A 19470-nucleotide genomic window follows, 5' to 3' on the forward strand; every position below is an offset into this window, starting at 1 on the left:
ATCCCGGTCATCGTCATCGTCATGTCTGTACTGGCGATCGCGATTATCCCACTCTTAATCACGTCGTTTGTGCTTGCGATGGACTATATTTCTGAACAGACCCCTATTCCTATAATTTTCCTCCTGAGTTGGCGAATCTCCTTATTGAGGGTCACTTTAGCAGTTTGTCTAATGCTTATGGCAGATAAATCTTCCAGCAAGTGTAGATAAAAATAAAATCATCCCATCTTTGGGAGTAGACCAGGATAGTGATAAAGTATTTTTTACTACCTACTAATTGTTGTGAATTTAATTAATCAGCAATCAGTTTTTGAACTTGGAATTTTGAATTGTTTATGTCTAACCTGCCACCACTCAATACAGAAACAATTTGGGAAATTCTTGACGATAAACTTGATGATACCACAGTTAACCAGTTGCTATGGTATTATTTAGGCTATCGCTATAATTCCTCAACTGCACAATGGGACAGTAGCCAAGTTGCACCAGGATGGCAGGATGAATACCCACAACCACCAGATTTTCTTGAATCTCGCCCTGCAACAGTCAAGTTGACTCGTTCCATTCCTGCTGAAAATAAACAAATGCTAAAAGAAAAGTTGGGCTTCAAAGGTTACAAAATAGGTGAATTTGGGCCACGGCAAACTCGCAGGGCAACGGCGGCAAATTGGTTGTTAAGTTATCTGCAACAAACTAACTAGGTGGGCGCGAATAATTAAATCGCGTAGCATAGGTGGATTGATTATTGCCTACCGAATTAACGACAAAATTGAGTAATATTATCAGCAGATATTTGGTAAAAAATATCCTATTCTTATCGAATATCTGCTGATAATTTAATAAAAAACTATTGATTTATTTAATGAATTTTTGTATTCGGATGCAATAGGATTTTAAAAGTATTAATTTTAGAGGTAAAATTTGCATTACAATAAATCTGTATCTTAGTCAATGAATAAATGCTATAAACAGCCAAAAATCAAAAAATCACAGTTAATTTTTATAAACAAATCATAAATTATTCCTGAAGATAGAAGCACACCTTATCTAATTATTTCTCTGGAGCGATTTGCAAATTCAATTGAGCATCAGAGAATATTTCTATCAACCCTTGATATTACAAACACTTCTATGGCAAAGCCAATTGAATTTAATTTATTTGCACCTTACAACAAAGGAGCCACATTAATTGGTTCTTTTTCTGATTGGCAAGAAATTCCAATGGAAAGAGGTGATGATGGTTATTTCCGCACAAGTGTTGAACTAGAAGACGGCGTTTATAAATATAAATTTCGCGTCCAGTCAAATTCATGGTTTTTGGAACCAGAACAATGGGTTGATGTTACAGACCCCTATGCAACTGATATAGATGAACAAAGTGGAAAAGATGATGGTGTTATCCGGATCAAAAATGGGCAAAGAATTACCGATACTTATGTTTGGCAACATGATGACAAACCTTTACCTGCTGACCACGAATTGGTAATTTATGAATTGCACGTTGGTGACTTTTCTGGTGGCGAGGATGATCCTTATGCACGAGGCAAGTACAAACACGTTGTTGAAAAGTTAGATTATCTATGTGAACTAGGAATCAACGCTATTGAGTTGATGCCACTTAAAGAATATCCTGGTGATTATAGTTGGGGTTATAATCCTCGCCACTTTTTTGCAACAGAATCAAGTTATGGTTCGACTGCTGAGTTAAAAAATTTGATTGATGAGTGTCACGCCAGAGGCATTCGGGTAATTCTTGACGGTATTTATAACCACTCAGAAGCATCTGCTCCCCTAACACAAATTGACCACGATTATTGGTATCATCATGAACCTCGTGACCCTGATAATAGTTGGGGGCCTGAGTTTAATTACGAACATTATGACGAAAAATTAGATATTCATCCAGCGTGGAAATTTATTGGTGAGACAATCCGTTTTTGGATTGAGGAATATCATCTTGATGGTATTCGCTATGATGCGGCGCGGCAAATTGCTAACTACGATTTCATGCACTGGATTGTTCAGGAAGCCAAAAAAACTGCTAGCATGAAGCCTTTTTACAACGTTGCCGAACACATTCCTGAAACTACCAGTATTACCAATGTAGATGGCCCAATGGATGGTTGCTGGCATGATAGTTTCTATCACTGCATTCTAGAACATATCTGCGGTGATACATTTGATTTAGAGCGTCTCAAAGATGTTATTGACTGCAAGCGCCAAGGCTTCTTGGGTGCCACCAATGTAGTAAATTACCTCACCAACCACGACCATAACCATGTCATGGTTGAATTGGGGAATCGTGAGATATTTGACGAAGAAGCCTTTAGACGAGCTAAATTAGGAGTAGCCATCTTAATGACCGCTGTTGGCGTACCTTTGATTTGGATGGGAGAGGAATTTGGCGAGTATAAACCTAAACAACCCGAATCATCGAAAATCGATTGGACGCTGTTAGGTAATGATCTAAATCGTAGTTTATTTGAATCATACAAAGGCTTAAGCAACCTGCGTAAGAATAATCATGCTCTCTACACCGAAAATATTGATTTTATCCACGAAAATGCAGAGACAAAAGTATTCGCTTATACTCGTTGGAATGATGAAGGTTCTCGTGTAGTCGTAATAGCAAATTTCTCAGAAAACTTCCTAGCTGACTATCATGTTCCTAACTTTCCTAGCGCTGGTACATGGCACGAGTGGACAGGCAATTATGATGTCGAAACTGGTGACGATGGCATGATAACTGACTTGGGGCCATACGAAGCCAAAGTGTTTGTATGGCAGTAAAGATATACACTACCACTGAGTCGGTAGTGCAATAGCAAAGAAAAGGGGAAAAATATTTCCCCTTTTTCAGTTATTAACTTATTTACAGTCTAATTAGAAATTTGTCAAGTAAAAAAGAAGCTATTTTAAAATCTCATGTGTTTGTGTTACACTCTTGAGTTGAAGTGCGGATATAAAATTGCCAGAGCATCCCCATGCACAACAAATTATTTAATAGTAATATCGACAACGCTAACATTGAGAACGATCGCATTTTATTAACTCCCAATGAAGTCAAATCAAAATTACCTTTAACACAATTAGCCGAACAAAGAGTTTTAGCATATAGGCAGGAAATAGGACATATCCTGGATTTTCAGGATCGCCGAAAATTTATAGTAGTTGGCCCATGCTCAATCCACGATCCAAAAGCAGCGCTCGAATATTCTGAGAGGTTGAAAATATTGGCCGAGCGAGTCCAGGATAACCTACTACTAATTATGCGAGTCTACTTTGAAAAACCAAGAACAACTGTAGGCTGGAAAGGGTTAATTAACGATCCAGATATGGATGATTCTTTCCATGTAGAGAATGGGTTATTAATTGCACGGGATCTATTATTAAAAATTACAGAGTTGGGATTACCTGCTGGTACAGAAGCACTAGATCCAATCATCCCTCAATACATTAGTGAACTGATTACATGGTCTGCCATTGGGGCACGCACGACCGAATCACAAACTCACCGCGAAATGGCAAGTGGACTTTCGATGCCTGTGGGTTTTAAAAACGGTACTGATGGCAATATTCAAGTAGCTTTGAATGCCCTACAATCAGCTAGAAACCCGCATAATTTTCTCGGAATTAATCAAAACGGGCAGGTTAGCGTATTTAAAACTAAAGGGAATAGCTACGGTCACGTAATTTTAAGGGGTGGTACTCAGCCAAACTTTGATGCCGCAAATGTCAAACTGGTAGAAGGGAAATTAAAACAGGCAAATTTACCACCGAGAATTGTTATCGACTGTAGTCACGGAAATACCAATAAAGATTACAAATTACAAGGTGCTGTCTTAGAAAATATTGTTCAGCAAATAGTGGATGGTAATACATCAATAGTTGGCATGATGCTGGAATCGCATTTGTATGAAGGTAGTCAACCAATTACTGGGAAAGAAGAATTAAAATATGGTATTTCTGTAACTGATAAATGTATTAATTGGGAAGAAACCGAAAAAATTATTTTGGCTGCTCACGAAAAACTTAAATAAACACCAATCAGTTCGAGTTAGGGACTTCCAAAAAAATATCCAACTAATGGTGTAGGGTGTGTTAAAGCGACAGCGTAACGCACCTATTTTCTGTTAGGTATAAACTGGCTTATCTAAATCTTTTACAAATGGAAGACATCATTTAGTGGTTCAGCTAGTGGATCTGAAAACCACTGTAGATAAAATCATCTTTCAGACTATTGATAGACCTTCATATCCGTAGAAAGATAGAAAGAATACTTCACCAAATCAGGTAACATCAATCTTAATCCTAATAATTGCTGTGTTTATTCAGATTTTCTTTCAGTGGTGTTACACAACAAATGTTGCGGTAAATATTACCTCGATCTCCCGCGGGGTTTTTCTTTGAATTAGCGATGTCTACGAGACAAAGGCGTAGCAAGCTTTAAGAGTAGGGGTACGCTTACGCAAACAAGCAAATATACTAAGCCTGTAATGCCTTAAACCACTTATTCAAAACTGTACTGATGGTTTTCTTAATCTGATGCTTACGGCTCCACTTCTGGAATGCCATTTCATATTCTTCACCTTTGATTTGAAAGGTATTCCAAATATCAAGCCCTACTGGCAATCCGCAGAATAGTAAAATGTATAGCGACCAAGAAATTCCGCCACCAGTGATTAAATCGACCAGTATCAAAAAGCCATTGAAAATTACATAATTGCCTAGACGCTTCTGAAATCTTCTGATGCGGTAGGTGTCAAAAGCTTTTCGCTGTTGGACTTGACCCTGTTCTACTACCCAATCGCGTTCTGCTAATTTTAAAGAATCAGGTGAGATTTCTAACTCAGCAGCAATTTCTAATATCTGCTCATAAGAAAATTCTCTGTCTTTGTCGTCAGCTTGACGAGCGATCGCTAAGTGCAGAATTTGTTGGACATCTTCTTGGCTATAAGAGCGGAGGCTCTTGGGTTCAAATGCCGTCATAATTCTTTCTCTTATATTACTTTTAATAGAAATTTGCTACCCGATAGATTTTAAGCAGCTACGCCAGTACTATTTCCATTATTCCTACATTAGCAAATCTAAATGCTCTCCCGCATCTAAATGTATTGGATTTTTAACTTTGAGTAAAACTGGCATCTAGCTTTTCCATTGCTTTTCCTAGCACCCCACACCGATCGCAGCATCTACAATCAACGGCAAATGCGGGCCATGTTGTTCAATTGCCTCCACTGGCTGAATGATTACCACATTTTCCTTATCTGGCATTGCCTGGATGTCAGTCCAGGTCAGGTAGGGAAAAAAGCGTTCTGGTGGAGTGAAGCTGTGCATATATACTTAAATTGTGCCATTCGTATCTTACCGGTATTGAGAACTGGGGACTGGGGATTGGTTATTAATTATTCTGCTCTGCCCCCTCAATATAAAGACTCTCCAAACATCCGAATATTATCAGATGCAGCAGAGCATAATATCGAAATAACAAGCATTAACAAGGATGTAACTCAATGGTTGAAGAAAATGGATCGATTCGTACCCTATCGGTTGATATTGGCGGTAGTGGCGTTAAGGCTATGGTTTTGGATATTACGGGGAATCCTGTAACGCAAAGGGCGCGTTTAGATACACCCCAACCTGCTACACCGGAGGTTGTAATTAATGCAATTGTTGTGTTGGCAGCGGCTCAAGGTGAATTTCATCGTGTTTCGGTGGGTTTTCCCGGTGTGGTGCGGTCTGGAATCACGGAAACAGCGGTAAACTTACATCCAGATTGGATCGGATTTGATTTGGAAACAGCATTATTAAAACACTTAAACAAGCCTGTGCGGGTGATTAATGATGCAGATATGCAGGGGTTTGGAGCGATCGCTCTTAAAGGTGTAGAATTGGTGATTACTCTGGGTACGGGGTTTGGTTCGGCTTTATTTGTGGATGGTAAGCTGGTACCGAATATGGAAATGGGGCATCATCCATTTCGCAAAGGCGAGACTTTTGAGCAGCAGTTGGGGCGTGCAGAGTTAGAAAAAATTGGTGAGAAAAGATGGAATAGGCGTTTAGAAAAAGCGATCGCATCCTTGGAACATCTATTCAATTATGATTACCTTTACATTGGCGGTGGTGAAGCTGTGAGAGTGAATTTCCAGCTACCGTTAAATGTAAAACTCATCCCTAATATCACTGGTTTATTAGGCGGTATTGCTTTGTGGCGAGATGAGAAAAAGTAAAAAGTTTTTCAGTATTCACAACTTTGCGTACTAAGCAATGTCTAAGGGCGGGCTACGCCTACGCGCTTTTTATTAAGGTGCTTCGTTTCTCAACATTTAAAAATGATATAAAAATTAACACAGGTTAGGCAAGAGAATTGCACAGACATGATGTTCAGTGCCCTTGTGTAATTTTGTCATGTAGTAGTCTAAACTCTAGTTCAAATTCCAGACCGTGCAACAACGTTGTGCGGTTTCATTTTATTGAGGTCGAAGTATGCGCTTTCCAAGAATACGGCGAAGTAGCCATACTGATTCAATCACAAAGCAGATATTTAGGAATTATGGCTGAATCCTTCTAGAGTGAAGTTGCTAAAACCAGATAATGCTGCGACGACGAGTATGTATCCTCCAAGATCACAGTGATTGCTCAAAATTTTATAATCCCTTCTGAGGGAGGACAGATTGTTTGGAATTAAGATTTTATCATTATTGCCAAATGTTGCATTAATCAATACTTAAAAAAGTGGCTATATGAATCCAGTAGTATTTTTGCTGGCAGTATAAACATGATAAAAGTAGCATCAGCATACCAAGCGCGATCCAAAGATAACTAGGCAAATTTGTTTGATGGCATTCCCAGATGATCATATAGTATGTTATTCTCTAAACCGTTGATTTAAATACCATATCTGGCAACTTTATGGCTTGATTAAAGATAAAAAAAGCACAAAGCTAATAATATTAGTCTAATTAGATGGAATAGGAGGTGAGCAAATATGAGCATGACAATATTATCTTAAAAAACTAGTACATGACTTTTTTATTTGGTCAGTATGCACTATCGCGGACAGCAGCAATGTTGTTGGTTAAAAGAAATATTGGTTGAAGTAAAATGAACTACAATGACTGAAATTGGCCTGATGATGACGGGCGTGTTAACAATAAGACAAGCATTTGGGGCCAATTTGCCACAGCAGCAATTAGTTCAGATGGAAAATGACGTAAACCAGTCAAAACAGAGTCAGTTAGAAATAACTGCTCAAGTCACACCACCTGAATTCATGCAGACAGATGAGGTTTCCCAGGCTTCTCCCTCAGCGATCGCAGTAGATAAAGAACACATACTTAAGAAAATCAGCAAAAAGAATCAGTTCCTAGCTTCATCTAACTTAGGTGAGTCTAAGAAGTATTCTCAGTCTGGGGGTAAAGTCCGTGCAAAGGCTACAGGACGGTTCCAGAAGTTTAGTAGCCAACCTCTGCCGACTCTTTATTTCGGTAGCTCTGGTGTTGCTGTCAGAGTCTTACAACGGCTGTTAGTGGCTAACGGTTATGCCGTTAGAGTGGATGGGATTTTTGGGGCACTGACAGAGACTGCTGTCAAAGCCTTTCAAAATCAGCGGAATTTAGGTGTGGATGGAGTAGTTGGTCAACGAACCTGGCAGGCGTTGACAATTTAGTTAGGAGTTAGGAGTTAAGAGTTATACCGATTACCTGTAAGGTTGCTCCCGAAAAAGGGGGAAAATCCCAAGTCTCACCAAGCTTGATTTTGTTTGTCCAGTTTCACAAAGAATTGGTATTAGGAGTTGGGAAAATTTGTTATTTTTATAATTCCTAACTCCTCACTCCTCATTCCTAACTTAATTTGACTCCTAACTTAATTATCGATACTTGTGCTGCTCTAATAGCTGTTGCGCTCTTGGCTTGTAAATTAAATAGAACAAAGCTTCAATATAGCGCAATAAATCTTCCCGATTTTCCTTCGAGGTAAAGTTCCAGAAGCCATAAATCCGTGCTAATGATAACAGCTTGGTAGTGTGAATTTTCCAAGTATAAGTGCTGAAAACTCGCTCAATTCCTCGCTGCGAAATTTCATTCCAAGAGTTAGGATTCTGTTCGCATTTAGTGATAAAGTCCACAATTTTTGCGGCTGTCTCGTCTAAATTCGTTGGGTTAATGTAAAAGCCATTAACCTTATCTTGAATAATCTCCAGTGGGCCACCAAACTGTGTGGCAAAAGTCGGTAATCCTGAAACCATCGCCTCTAAAATTGTCAAACCAAAAGCTTCAAATAAAGCTGGTTGCACAAAAATTCCCCGATGATCGGCAATTACTCGGTAAATTTCACCAGAATCAGTTTTAGACAGGCGCACACCTAGCCAACGAATCTTTCCGTGGAGATTGTACTGGTCAATTATTTGGTAGAGTTTGATAATTTCGTCACGTTCTTCGTTGTCGCCTGATTCTTCTACACGTAACTTACCCGCCACCAAAATTAGGTTGCAATGCTCCTGCAATTCTTTACTTTTACCAAAGCATTCAGCTAAACCTGTGAGGTTTTTAATGTGGTCGAGACGCGCCATTGAGAAGAGAGGACGCTTGTTAGGCTCGTCGAGTTTGCCAAAGATTTGCGCTGGGTCTTCCAGAGTAAAAAGTGTTTCTGCAAGGCGTTGGCGATCGCTCTCCACTCGATCTTGAGTCTGGGAGTAGGGGAAATAGTAATTCTCGTTTACTCCCGGCGGTACGACATTAAATTTGGGACTAAATAATTCAATCCCATTCGTTACATGGTACAACTCCGGCATGGTGAAGCACTTATAAGACTCATACTGTCCCACACTATCCGGTGTGCCGACAATTTCTTGGTAGGTGCTGCTGATAATAAAATTGGCAGCATTCATTGCAATTAAATCAGCTGTGAATTGCAAAGAAAAATGATATTTATCTTCCAAATCTTGCCAGTAGAGGTTACTGAACAAGTATTTAGATTTTTCCAAAGCATGGGCAACATTGCATTGAGTAACTTTCAACCGTCGCGCCAGTAAAAATGCCACTAAGTTCCCATCCGAATAGTTACCAACTATTAAGTCAGGTGTGCCATGAAATTCTGCCCGTAGTTCTCTTTCTGAATCAATGGCGAAAGTTTCTAAATAAGGCCAAAACTCAAACCGGGAAATCCAGTTTTGAGTCATGTTAGAATTAAATTCCCGTAAAGGGACTCGCAAAATCCAAGCATTTTCAGTACCAAGGACTTTTTCTAGCCGTTGATTACAAAGGGTGCCATCACTGTTGGGAATCAAGCGGGTGAGAATAATCACCTTTGGCTGGACATTCAATCCCTCTAAACCCGCAAGCAGGACATCTTCTTGTAGCTGCTTCTCTAGGCTTTTTGCCTGATCAAGGACGTAAACTACCTGACCGCCGGTATCGGGACGCCCCAACACTCCCTCTTGCCCAAACCAACCGTGAGCTGACACCAAGACGATTTTAAAAATCATCGGAACACGAGAAATCAAGGCTTCTAGGGTTTGAGGGTCAGCAGAATCAATCAATTCATCGAGAATATTTAAGCTTTCCCGCACGCGCCCTGCGGTGTTACCCCAACCCGGCTCAAAACCCATTGTCTGCAATTGGAACCGCAATTGTTCATAGGGTTCATCATCGGGGCGATTATTAACAAAACCGATAGCTTTCTTAACTTGCTCGGAAAGTTGCTGCTGTGATTGAATGCGATCGTTGATCAGCAGTTGAACACCGTTGTAGTGGTGCAGGCGCAAGAAATTCAATAAGCTATCGAGCAATTGTTTTGAGTCTTGAAATATTTTGCTGGATAGATAGCGGTTGAGAAATTGTACGCCCTTACCAATATTTTTGGGGTCGCGGATTGTTGGAGAGTAGTCATAAAACGGGCCGAAGTCCAATTCTAGCAGGCCGCCGTCATTAGGATGAAATTTGTTCACCAAGCGATCGCGCAGATCCAGCAAATCCTGCACCGTCATCGGCTCAATGCTCAAGTCTGATGTCAACCAATAAACTTCTTGGCTGGCAATCTTAGAACGGATGATGAAACAGAAGTTGGAGTCCTCCTGAATAATTTCCTGAGTATAGTAAATAAGTTTGCCTAACTCAGAGGAAGTGCAAAAAGCCTCAGATTTCTGGGACTTTGAGCAATATTCAGCATATACATTAAGTATGTCGTTCCGCAGCAAGTACTTCTTTTCTTGTTGGCGTAATTCACTAATAAAGGAACGCAAATTACTTCTTTCTTCACTATCTAAGACTGCTTGAAGCAATTCAGACATGGCAACTCCATTAGATGACGATGTTTGGATTGTTGACTTTCAAGGCGAGACAAATAAGCCTCCACCTTTTGTTAGACCACATACAAACACGAAATAACACAGATAAATAGGATTTATCTGTGTACCTATAAGTATCAACTTTTAAGATGGTACTTAAATCATGTTGTACTTTACTTAAAGTATCTATGACTCAGTATTTTTTGCTCTAACTAAAGGAATACAATTTTTATTTCTTCTGATAGATGTTATTAAAAAATTGGCATTATGATAGTTAAGGCATGACATATTATGCCTTCAACTGCTTGATTTTACCTTTACTATATCATTTATTTGTGTGTATCTGATGTTCAGCACACCATTAATGTCAAGATTTATCTGCCAAGCTCGAAATGACTTGTAAATCAATACTTTTTTTAACTATTCGAGAGTGTTAATACTCATTTTTATGTGGGCATAGCATTCTGTGATTATGATAATTGCTGATATCATGGTAATTTTGGGAATAGGTAATTGGTATTGCTATTAATAGTTACGACTTGCTGATGCTGGACGCTGATTGGTAGAGAACTAAGGCATTTTCACGTAAAATTGCGACAGCGATCGCCTCTGCTTCAGCTACAGTAATGTCAGAATCTGCAATTGCTTGCTCTAGCACTTCTCCTAAAAGCTGGCGACCCCACTTTGCACCCAAGTAGTACAATTCTGGAATTGAGTGTGCATCAGAAGAATACATTAATTTAGTAGTGGGAGTTAATTCTAACAGCTGCCTGATTGCCTCCCGCATCCCGGATACGCTTAAAAAAGGTACTGCCAAACCGAAATCTAAATAAACTTGGGGATATACAGAAGCCAAATAACCAGCCTGCTGCATATAAGGATAGGAAGCGTGTAGCAATACTAATGGTACATGGCGGTACTGGGGTAACTCTAGTAAATATCGCAGATTTAAGGGATTAGCCAATCGTAAATCCAAATCGGGATCACCAAAGCCAGTATGTAATTGCACTGGTAGGCGATATTTCGCCGCTACTAATAACGCCTGTTGTAACAGAAAATCAATCAGGGATTTATCAGTCAGTCGCAGAGGTTGATTTTGCTGTTGTTGTTTGATGTTGTCAAAATGAGCCGCCGCCACCTCGTCAGCTACAGGTTGAATATCCAAGCCACTCCGGTAACAGGCAATACTTTTAAAAGCTACCACTCCAAACGGTGGTGGATCAAGTTCGCTGTTGAATCTTGCTAAAAAAGTTGCAAAATCTTCTGATTGCGGAATTAGCTGTTCTGCTAATAGTTCTAATCTCAGAATTCGTCGCACAGGAATAAATTTTTCATGCCACGATAGAGGTAGAATCGTTTCTGGCTGCAAACCATCATCTAAGTAAATCGCCTCTAGATTAGCCGCCTGAAAATAAATCTGCGTCAGTTCTTCTAATCCAAGACTTTCCCGCCGTGCCAAAATTGCTGCTTCTTCAGCTTCGCAGTTTAATAAAGCTGCAATCTCGCGTAAGCTACGCCGATAAAAGAACGTATGACGGGCATGGTAGTTGATGATTTCTGGATCATCGCTTTCAGTAAAGGCAGCCGCGTAAGGATACTGGGCGACAACTTCTGGTCTTAAAATGTTGTGGGCGTGTTGGTCAATTAAAGGAATGTCGGCTAGATTCATTGCTAGGTAATCAGATCGCTAGTATTTCTCTAATAAGGTTTTCACCTCTGCCTTTAAGTCCCAATCTTTCATCGCTAGCCACTCTGCTTGACGCACTGCTAAGAAAGCTTTTGCTAACTGGGGATTTAAAGCTGTTAATAGCATATCGTCTTGCTGAAGATGAGCGATCGCTTGCCCCAGATTATCTGGTAATCGGTCTATTTGATTAGCATTGCGTTCTTCAATTGATAAATATCCAGGGTCTTGATTCACCGGGTTTCCAGGTGTTAGACCACGCTGTACACCATCAAGTCCGGCAGCAATCACTGCTCCTAAAGCTAAGTAAGGATTAGCTGAGGCATCCACAGTTTTCAATTCCAAGTGGCTGGGACAGCCCAAACCAGGGTCACTGGGGACTCTCACGGCTGCCTCCCGATTATCTAATCCCCAACAGCGAAAAGCACCACTCCAACTATGAGGAAGAATGCGGCGGTAAGAATTAGTACTTGGGGTAGTTAGTGCCATCATTGCCGGCAGATGGTGCAGAATGCCACCAATAAATTGTAATGCTACCCCAGAAAGACCACAAATTCCCTGTGGGTCAGGTAAGAGGTTTTTCTCGTCATGCCAAAGGCTCAGATGGATATGACAACCACTACCAGCCGCATCTGGGAAGATTTTGGGTAAGAATGAAGCGATCAGGTTGTGTTTATAAGCGATCGCTCTGACGGTTTCTCGAAAAGCAATCTGCCAATCAGCTGCTTGCAAAGCATCGGTATAGCGGATGGAAATTTCCTGCTGACCGGGGCCTGATTCTGGATAATATTGTTCTACAGGTATATCTTGAGCGATCAGTGCATCAGCGATCGCATCAATTACTTCTCGGTTAAGATCCATTGCCTGAGTTGAGGCAAAAACTGTGGAGTCGGCAGGAATGATTCCTTCAGGTGTTTGCCGAAGTAAGTAAAACTCATTTTCAAATGCTGCCTGCACTTCCCAGCCATTAGATTCGGCTGCCGCAATCATCCGCCTTAAGAAATTTCGCGGACATAATGCCCAAGCAGAACCATCTAGTACCATATTGCCCATAACACGAACATGACCAGGAGCATAAGGTAAAGGCTTTAGACTAGACCAATCTGGTATTAAGCGAATTTCACCTACTGGCCCTAAATCAGTTTCTGGCACAACCACATCATACATCACAGGAATTCCCTGCTGCCCTACGGAAATACCCACCCCATGCTCAAAGTAGTGAGCTAGCATCCCTATATGTACGGCTTTGCCACGGATAATGTTAGCATTATCGCACCAAAGAACTCGCACGAATTTGACACCAGTTTCTTCAAAATATTGACGTGTTTTTTTCCAGTTATTTTTTTCAATCATTGCTATAGCAATCCTAAGTGATTCATGAGAAAACAATATCTTGATTTATTAACGCTCAGTCGAAAATATGACAATTAAATTCTGATTAAAACAAAGGCTTTCACAGGGATTATACTCAGGTTTCTACGTATTAGTTCCTCGCTCAACTAAAAACCGCTATATCTATTTTCCCAGGACTGAAACAAAAGTTAATTCTTTTGCTGGAAGCTTAACTGAATAGTTAAACTTAAATGAATTAAAATCAATTTTTGATCAGAGATAGACCAATCTTTATTCGCACTAGTTATAATTACAGCATAAAGTTGTTTAAAACGGGTTGATTTATATGGCTGATAATACACATAAGTTAACAGCTTCTGACCACAGTATAAGCAATATTGTGATTATCTCTTTACTTGCTTTCTGTGGACTGACTTTGATCATTCTTGTAGGCATTTTCTAACAATTCAATATGTGTTCAAAAAGTTCCGAGGCTGAGAGGTTGTTTGAAAAGTTCTATTGGAGGTATCAAAACGTTCTAGAACATCCTAAATTCCCCGATAAATTGGGGGACTTTGATTCCGGTTCCACCCTTAAAAAGGGGGGTTAGGGGAGATCAATCAGTGCCTAAAATCACAGTCAAATACTTTTCATACATCCTCTAAGATTCCCGACTTCTCTAAGAAATCGGGAATCTTAATACTGAAGAACCAAAGTCCAATCTGAAGATAGGGCTGGAGCCGCTTAGAGGCTATTTATAAAGTAAAAATAAAATTCTTGTCGGGTGTGTTAGGCGCATATTTCGATATGATTTGTCACGAAAAATATCATTCTCGGCTATCACGCACCGTGTTATGTAGCGGTGCGTGATAGCAAAGCCGTAACACACCCTAACTTTTGACTTACTTTATAAATGGTCTCTTACTACGAGCCAGTTTAATTAATTTTATATTGCATAATATAGTTTGATTTATTTTTGCCCACTTACTTATCAAACTTTCCGCACTATCGGCGTTGCTTAGACGCGTACTCGTGCAAAGAAGCAGCATCTTGTAGAGAAGTGGACATCGCCCACTTAATTTTCATTGAGCAAGTAGATTTGCTTATATACATCAAATTATTTATAAGTTAATCTGATGAATCATAGTGGATTTGCGACCCTTCCAAATCCATGAACTCGGAGATGGCAGATCCTTGCTAAAGTAATGGTGATGAATGTTCACAACCAAAACCCATCTTCTATAAGAATATATGGATGACTATGAAATTATCTAGGGCGAACGATGGGAATTGAACCCACGAATGGTGGTACCACAAACCACTGCCTTAACCACTTGGCTACGCTCGCCATTCAACAATTTGAATTATAGCAATAATTTGGCAAGCGATCAAGAGTTTTTGTTCAAGGAACGGACTCACTTGATTTAGAGTCTCTGAAATCTAACAATTACAACGAATTTTACTTGGCAAACATGAAACCCCTAACCATCATTGCATATACTGGAGCAGCAGTAGGACTTGCCGCCTTGGGTGTGACAATGGCGAAGACCAATCCCAGTCAGGTTGAATATGAAGAATATGCAGTGCAACGGCTGACAGAATACTTAAAAACCGATGTATGCAAAAAAACTACGAATATTATAGAAAATTTAATCCGTTTTAATTGTGATAAGTTGGTTGACTCGGCTAACCCGCAAATCCAAGAAATTATTGCCAGGACTACAGAAAGACAAAATTACATGATTTTTAGTATTTACCGTACAGATTTAAAAATAAATTCTTGGATACCTTCTTACAAATTTGAAACGGTGGGAGCCTTTGATCAATTTTATACTTACACTGCCGAAAAACAATAAGGCAAGCAGCAGTGGGAGAATATAAAAGTGATTTAGAATACTTATATTTAGTAATTGATAATAGTTTCAATAATCACCAGAGTACTTGTTACCACCAGCTTAATATTAAGTAAGATATGAGAGTTAGTAACTGAGAGTTTAAGCTTTGCCGATGTCATCTGCCTATCTGCTAGTATCTCACGGAAGTCGCGATCCGCGCCCAGAAATTGCTATGCAGCAATTAGCAAAGCTGGTATCCAATAAATTGCCAAAGAACTACAATCCATCAAATAGTGAACATCTGGTTGGCATCGCTGCTTTGGAAATGAATCCTCAGCCTTTACATGAGCAGATTCAACAATTTGCCAAGAGCGCTTTTTGCGATACCTGCGAGGGGCTACGCCTACGCAAACTATCTCAAAACGAGAATCGCCTCAAAATTGTACCGCTATTTCTGCTGCCGGGAGTGCATGTCATGACAGATATTCCCGCCGAAATAGAACTAGCACAACAGGCTATTGGTCAAGATATGATCATTGAGTTGCAACCATATTTAGGCTCTCACCCCAACTTAGAAAAATTGCTGTCAAAGCAAATAGCTGCTATAAAAGCAGAAGCATGGATTTTATTAGCTCATGGTAGCCGTCGCCCAGGTTCTCAAGAAACTGTATCAGCAATGGCGGTAAGTCTGGGAGCAGTGGCTGCTTATTGGTCTGTACCTCCTAGTTTAGAATCACGGGTGAAAGAGTTGGTAGCTGCTGGTTATCGGGAAATTGCAATTTTGCCATACTTTTTATTCGCTGGTGGAATAACCGATGCGATCGCCGCCTCAATCGAGGAGCTAAAACTACAATTTTCTGCGGTGAATTTCCAACTGGCGCAGCCCTTGGGAGCAAGTGCAGAATTAGCCGAGCTAATTTGGGATTTAACAGATAAATGAACCGCACAGAAAAACAGGATAACAAGTATTTGGGAAAGGTTTATTTAGTCGGTGCGGGGCCAGGAGATCCAGGACTAATTACCTTGAAAGCGAAAGGTTTATTGGAATGTGCAGATGTAGTTATCTATGATGCCTTAGTCAGTCCGGCAATTCTGGCAATGATTAATCCCCAAGCAGAGCAAATTAATGCTGGTAAGCGTGCGGGGAGACATTCGTTGTTGCAAGAAGAAACAACTCAATTGCTGATTGATAAAGCGCAGGATAATGCAATTGTGGTGCGGCTAAAGGGTGGCGATCCGTTTATTTTTGGTCGCGGTGGCGAAGAGATGGCAGAATTAGTCCAAGCGGGAATATCAACGGAAGTTGTGCCAGGGATCACATCGGGGATTGCAGCGGCGGCTTATGCAGGTATCCCTTTGACTCATCGGCTGTATAGTTCATCGGTGACATTTGTAACTGGTCACGAGGCGGCGGGTAAGTATAGACCGATAGTGAATTGGAATGCGATCGCTCACGGTTCCGAAACGATTGTAATTTATATGGGAATTCACAATCTCCCTTATATTGTGGAACAATTAAGTGCAGCTGGGTTGAATTTAGAAACGCCCATTGCTTTGGTGCGCTGGGGGACGCGGCCAGAACAAGAAGAATTGATTGGTACTTTAGAGACAATTGTCAAACAGGTAGAGCAAACTGGATTTGGTGCGCCTGCGATCGCAGTCATTGGACAAGTAGTAAATATGCACAGTATTTTGTCTGGTTGTCGTCCAGTTTAATAGTTGGCACAAACGTGAAATCCAGTGTCTTTAAGTTTCTCGAATCCAAAATGCCAATCCTCCTCCACGGCCGCGAGCTGCAATGAAATCTTCCGTCTCTAAAAAGAAGCCAAAGAAGGCTAGTTTAGCTATGGGCTGGTTGTAGAAATCTTCTGTTTTAACTTTACCAAAACGGATTGGTCTGTTGTAAACAACACGACCAAACAAACTGATAAGCATGTGGTTAAAGTCAAACGCCAATAAATTTTTCTTACTAAAATATTGCACTGGCCCCGTGAGCTTCAACAAAACTGGGCCATATTCAACCTGATTAACAATTTCGCCTCTGCCTGAATCCTGTTCCAAAGTGGCATTAAAGGAAACATGAATTGTTATAAACTTGGCCACATACAAACCCTTGCCTAATACAATTCCCCCGCGCTTTCTGACTTTATTAGTGCCAGTCACAAAACAAAGTTGCCATTTACCTAAAAGAGACTCAAACGGATAAGTCAACCTTTGTTGCTTGGCAGATTTTTCTGCTTGTAGCAACGCATTTACTAATATTTCAGCACTAGGGCGTGTGCCTTTAGATCCTCGATACGCAGCCGCAGCCTGGGATAGCACGGTAACAAAGTCAAATGTCGCTGTAGATGTCAAATCAGCCGTCATGAAGGCACTCTGGATTTAACTATTTCTTTGCTTTTCTGATAGATTGTAGCGCTATAGGGAGTAGAAAGTGAGGATTAGGAGGAGCAAAGAGGCAATAGATAATGATTTCTAGCTGTAACTGAGGGAATTAGTCTGAATTCTAACTCCTAACTCCTGTACAGACGCGATTAATCGCGTCTCTACTCTTAACTCCTGTACAGACGCGATTAATCGCGTCTCTACTCCTAACTCTTGTACAGACGCGATTAATCGCGTCTCTACTCCTAACTCTTGTAGAGACGCGATTAATCGCGTCTCTACTCCTAACTCCTCTACGAAAATATACTGCGTCTAGACCTTTGGCTCTTGTTAATGACCAATTTCTGTGACAATGGTTAACAATAAGTCAGAATACTGAATCTAAGCTACTCATGAGCCAGAGTTATCAAAACAGCCCTTTGCCACGCAAACCTGTTCAATCATATTTCCATTGGTTATACGCTTTCTGGAAATTCTCTCGCCCTCACACGATTATTGGTACAAGTCTGAGTGTGTTGGGTTTGTATTTAATTGCCATTGCTGTTTCCTCGACTGGATTTTCTGGCATTCCACTGAGTCGGGTTTTGGGTGCGTGGATTGCTTGTCTGTGTGGCAATGTCTACATTGTGGGGCTGAATCAATTAGAAGATGTTGATATTGACAAGATTAATAAGCCTCATTTACCGTTGGCATCAGGTGAGTTTTCCCGACAGACGGGGCAATTTATTGTTGCTTTGACTGGGATTTTGGCGCTAGTTGTGGCGTGGCTAACTGGGCCATTCTTATTTTGCATGGTAGCAATTAGTTTGGCCATTGGTACTGCTTATTCTTTACCGCCAATTCGCTTGAAACAGTTTCCATTTTGGGCAGCGCTGTGTATTTTTTCGGTGCGCGGCACGATTGTTAATTTAGGATTGTATTTGCACTATAGTTGGGTGCTGAAACAAAGCCAAGAAATTCCGCCCGTGGTGTGGGTGCTGACGTTATTTATCTTGGTGTTTACCTTTGCGATCGCTATCTTTAAAGATATACCAGATATGGAAGGCGATCGCCTCTATAATATCTCTACTTTCACGATCAAACTCGGTTCCCAAGCTGTGTTTAATCTGGCTCTTTGGGTGATAACTGTCTGCTATGTGGGAATAATTCTAGTGGGTGTGCTACGTGTTGCCTCAGTTAACCCCATATTTCTGGTAATTGCTCATTTAGCGCTGCTAGTTTGGATGTGGTTGCGGAGTTTGACAGTAGACTTACAAGATAAAAGTGCGATCGCTCAGTTCTATCAATTTATCTGGAAACTCTTTTTTATGGAATATCTGATTTTTCCTATCGCCTGCTTTTTGGCTTAGACAATGCTAGAAACCTTTCCTACCAGTTCTATTATCCCTGCTCTTGTAGTTGTTCTGAGTCTGTCAATTCTTGGCTATTTCGCTTGGAAAACTTTGATTACCTCAGACTTGTTTCAAAAAGGAATCAATCTTTCTCAAGCAAAAGATTACCCTGGCGCAGAAGCAGCGTTTCGTCAGGTGATTTCTATCAACTCTACTAATGATGTGGTGCGCTTGTTTTTGGGAGATGTTTTAAATCAGCAAGGACAAGTAGAGGAAGCAACAGAATTATTCCGGGAAGTAATTCGCCGCAGTCCGAAAAATCCTGATGCTTACTTGCGTCTGGCAAATATTCTCATGCAGCAAGAGCGAGAAGAGGAAGCCAAAACTAACCTGTTACAAGCTAAAGATTTATTGCAAAAACAACGTCAACCGGAAAAAGCTAAAAAAATCACTCAACTGTTAGATAAAATGAATGCTAAGTCAAGTCAATCTGAAGTTGAGTGATTGCCTACTCAACTTTATCTTCACGATTCAGCCAAATGATTTATCCAATATATTTAATTAAATAAATACTCCAAAAAAGATAAGAGCTTCTTAACAATTCCCGCATTCCCG

At 40.4% G+C, this 19470-nt stretch carries 15 protein-coding genes, 1 tRNA gene and 1 pseudogene; 10 read left to right on the top strand and 7 right to left on the bottom strand.

What is annotated here, in order from left to right; translation table 11 throughout:
• Positions 1-335: 335 nt before the first annotated feature.
• From V7K30_RS25445 to V7K30_RS25455, 3 genes are all read left to right on the top strand, one after another.
• Positions 336-701 carry a DUF1823 family protein gene (locus tag V7K30_RS25445; RefSeq protein ID WP_335004032.1) on the top strand — a complete coding sequence of 122 codons (366 nt, stop codon included), beginning with the start codon at positions 336-338 and terminating at the stop codon, positions 699-701.
• 430 nt (positions 702-1131) lie between these two features.
• Positions 1132-2790 (top strand): alpha-amylase family glycosyl hydrolase, encoded by a 1659-nt coding sequence (locus tag V7K30_RS25450; protein ID WP_335004034.1) that lies wholly within the window; start codon positions 1132-1134, stop codon positions 2788-2790.
• 194 nt (positions 2791-2984) lie between these two features.
• On the top strand, positions 2985-4040 hold the full coding sequence (locus V7K30_RS25455; protein WP_335004036.1) for a 3-deoxy-7-phosphoheptulonate synthase: 1056 nt from the start codon (positions 2985-2987) through the stop codon (positions 4038-4040).
• 445 nt (positions 4041-4485) lie between these two features.
• On the opposite strand, the gene V7K30_RS25460 is transcribed toward V7K30_RS25455, so the two are convergent.
• Positions 4486-4989, bottom strand: coding sequence for a 2TM domain-containing protein (locus V7K30_RS25460; protein ID WP_335004039.1), 504 nt, complete (start codon positions 4987-4989; stop codon positions 4486-4488).
• 148 nt (positions 4990-5137) lie between these two features.
• Positions 5138-5337, bottom strand: a pseudogene (locus tag V7K30_RS25465) (creatininase family protein); the annotation flags it as partial.
• Positions 5338-5513: 176 nt separating this feature from the next.
• Between V7K30_RS25465 and V7K30_RS25470 the strand changes: the two are divergent.
• Both V7K30_RS25470 and V7K30_RS25475 read left to right on the top strand, forming a co-directional pair.
• Positions 5514-6230 carry an ROK family protein gene (locus tag V7K30_RS25470; protein WP_335004041.1) on the top strand — a complete coding sequence of 239 codons (717 nt, stop codon included), beginning with the start codon at positions 5514-5516 and terminating at the stop codon, positions 6228-6230.
• Positions 6231-7114: 884 nt separating this feature from the next.
• Positions 7115-7669 (top strand): peptidoglycan-binding domain-containing protein, encoded by a 555-nt coding sequence (locus tag V7K30_RS25475; protein WP_335004043.1) that lies wholly within the window; start codon positions 7115-7117, stop codon positions 7667-7669.
• A gap of 201 nt (positions 7670-7870) precedes the next feature.
• Here V7K30_RS25475 and V7K30_RS25480 read toward each other — a convergent pair whose 3' ends face one another.
• The 4 genes from V7K30_RS25480 to V7K30_RS25495 all read right to left on the bottom strand — a co-directional run bounded on the left by V7K30_RS25480 (position 7871) and on the right by V7K30_RS25495 (position 14652).
• Complete coding sequence (locus V7K30_RS25480; RefSeq protein ID WP_335004044.1) at positions 7871-10291, bottom strand: sucrose synthase; 2421 nt, start codon at positions 10289-10291, stop codon at positions 7871-7873.
• Between the two features lie 529 nt (positions 10292-10820).
• Positions 10821-11957, bottom strand: coding sequence for an amidohydrolase family protein (locus V7K30_RS25485; RefSeq protein ID WP_335004046.1), 1137 nt, complete (start codon positions 11955-11957; stop codon positions 10821-10823).
• A gap of 18 nt (positions 11958-11975) precedes the next feature.
• The gene (locus tag V7K30_RS25490; protein WP_335004048.1) at positions 11976-13325 is read right to left on the bottom strand and encodes a glutamine synthetase family protein; all 1350 of its coding nucleotides are present in this window, start codon (positions 13323-13325) and stop codon (positions 11976-11978) included.
• Between the two features lie 1254 nt (positions 13326-14579).
• Positions 14580-14652: transfer RNA gene (locus tag V7K30_RS25495), tRNA-His, on the bottom strand.
• Between the two features lie 124 nt (positions 14653-14776).
• Between V7K30_RS25495 and V7K30_RS25500 the strand changes: the two genes are divergently transcribed.
• The 3 genes from V7K30_RS25500 to cobA all read left to right on the top strand — a co-directional run bounded on the left by V7K30_RS25500 (position 14777) and on the right by cobA (position 16855).
• Positions 14777-15160, top strand: coding sequence for a DUF4359 domain-containing protein (locus V7K30_RS25500; RefSeq protein ID WP_335004050.1), 384 nt, complete (start codon positions 14777-14779; stop codon positions 15158-15160).
• Between the two features lie 151 nt (positions 15161-15311).
• Positions 15312-16079 carry a sirohydrochlorin chelatase gene (locus V7K30_RS25505; protein WP_335004118.1) on the top strand — a complete coding sequence of 256 codons (768 nt, stop codon included), beginning with the start codon at positions 15312-15314 and terminating at the stop codon, positions 16077-16079.
• Complete coding sequence (gene cobA, locus V7K30_RS25510; RefSeq protein WP_335004051.1) at positions 16076-16855, top strand: uroporphyrinogen-III C-methyltransferase; 780 nt, start codon at positions 16076-16078, stop codon at positions 16853-16855. Before V7K30_RS25505 ends, cobA begins: the two co-directional genes overlap by 4 nt.
• Positions 16856-16885: 30 nt before the next feature.
• Here the strand turns inward: cobA and V7K30_RS25515 are convergent, their stop codons facing one another.
• A complete protein-coding gene (locus V7K30_RS25515) occupies positions 16886-17506 on the bottom strand; it encodes a hypothetical protein (protein ID WP_335004053.1) in 621 nt (206 codons plus the stop codon).
• Positions 17507-17916: 410 nt separating this feature from the next.
• Here V7K30_RS25515 and V7K30_RS25520 point away from each other — a divergent pair, with 410 nt between their 5' ends.
• The gene (locus tag V7K30_RS25520; protein WP_335004055.1) at positions 17917-18873 is read left to right on the top strand and encodes a homogentisate phytyltransferase; all 957 of its coding nucleotides are present in this window, start codon (positions 17917-17919) and stop codon (positions 18871-18873) included.
• Between the two features lie 3 nt (positions 18874-18876).
• Positions 18877-19359, top strand: coding sequence for a tetratricopeptide repeat protein (locus V7K30_RS25525; RefSeq protein ID WP_335004057.1), 483 nt, complete (start codon positions 18877-18879; stop codon positions 19357-19359).
• Positions 19360-19470 lie beyond the last annotated feature (111 nt).

Source organism: Nostoc sp., assembly GCF_036917655.1.
GTDB lineage: Bacteria > Cyanobacteriota > Cyanobacteriia > Cyanobacteriales > Nostocaceae > Nostoc.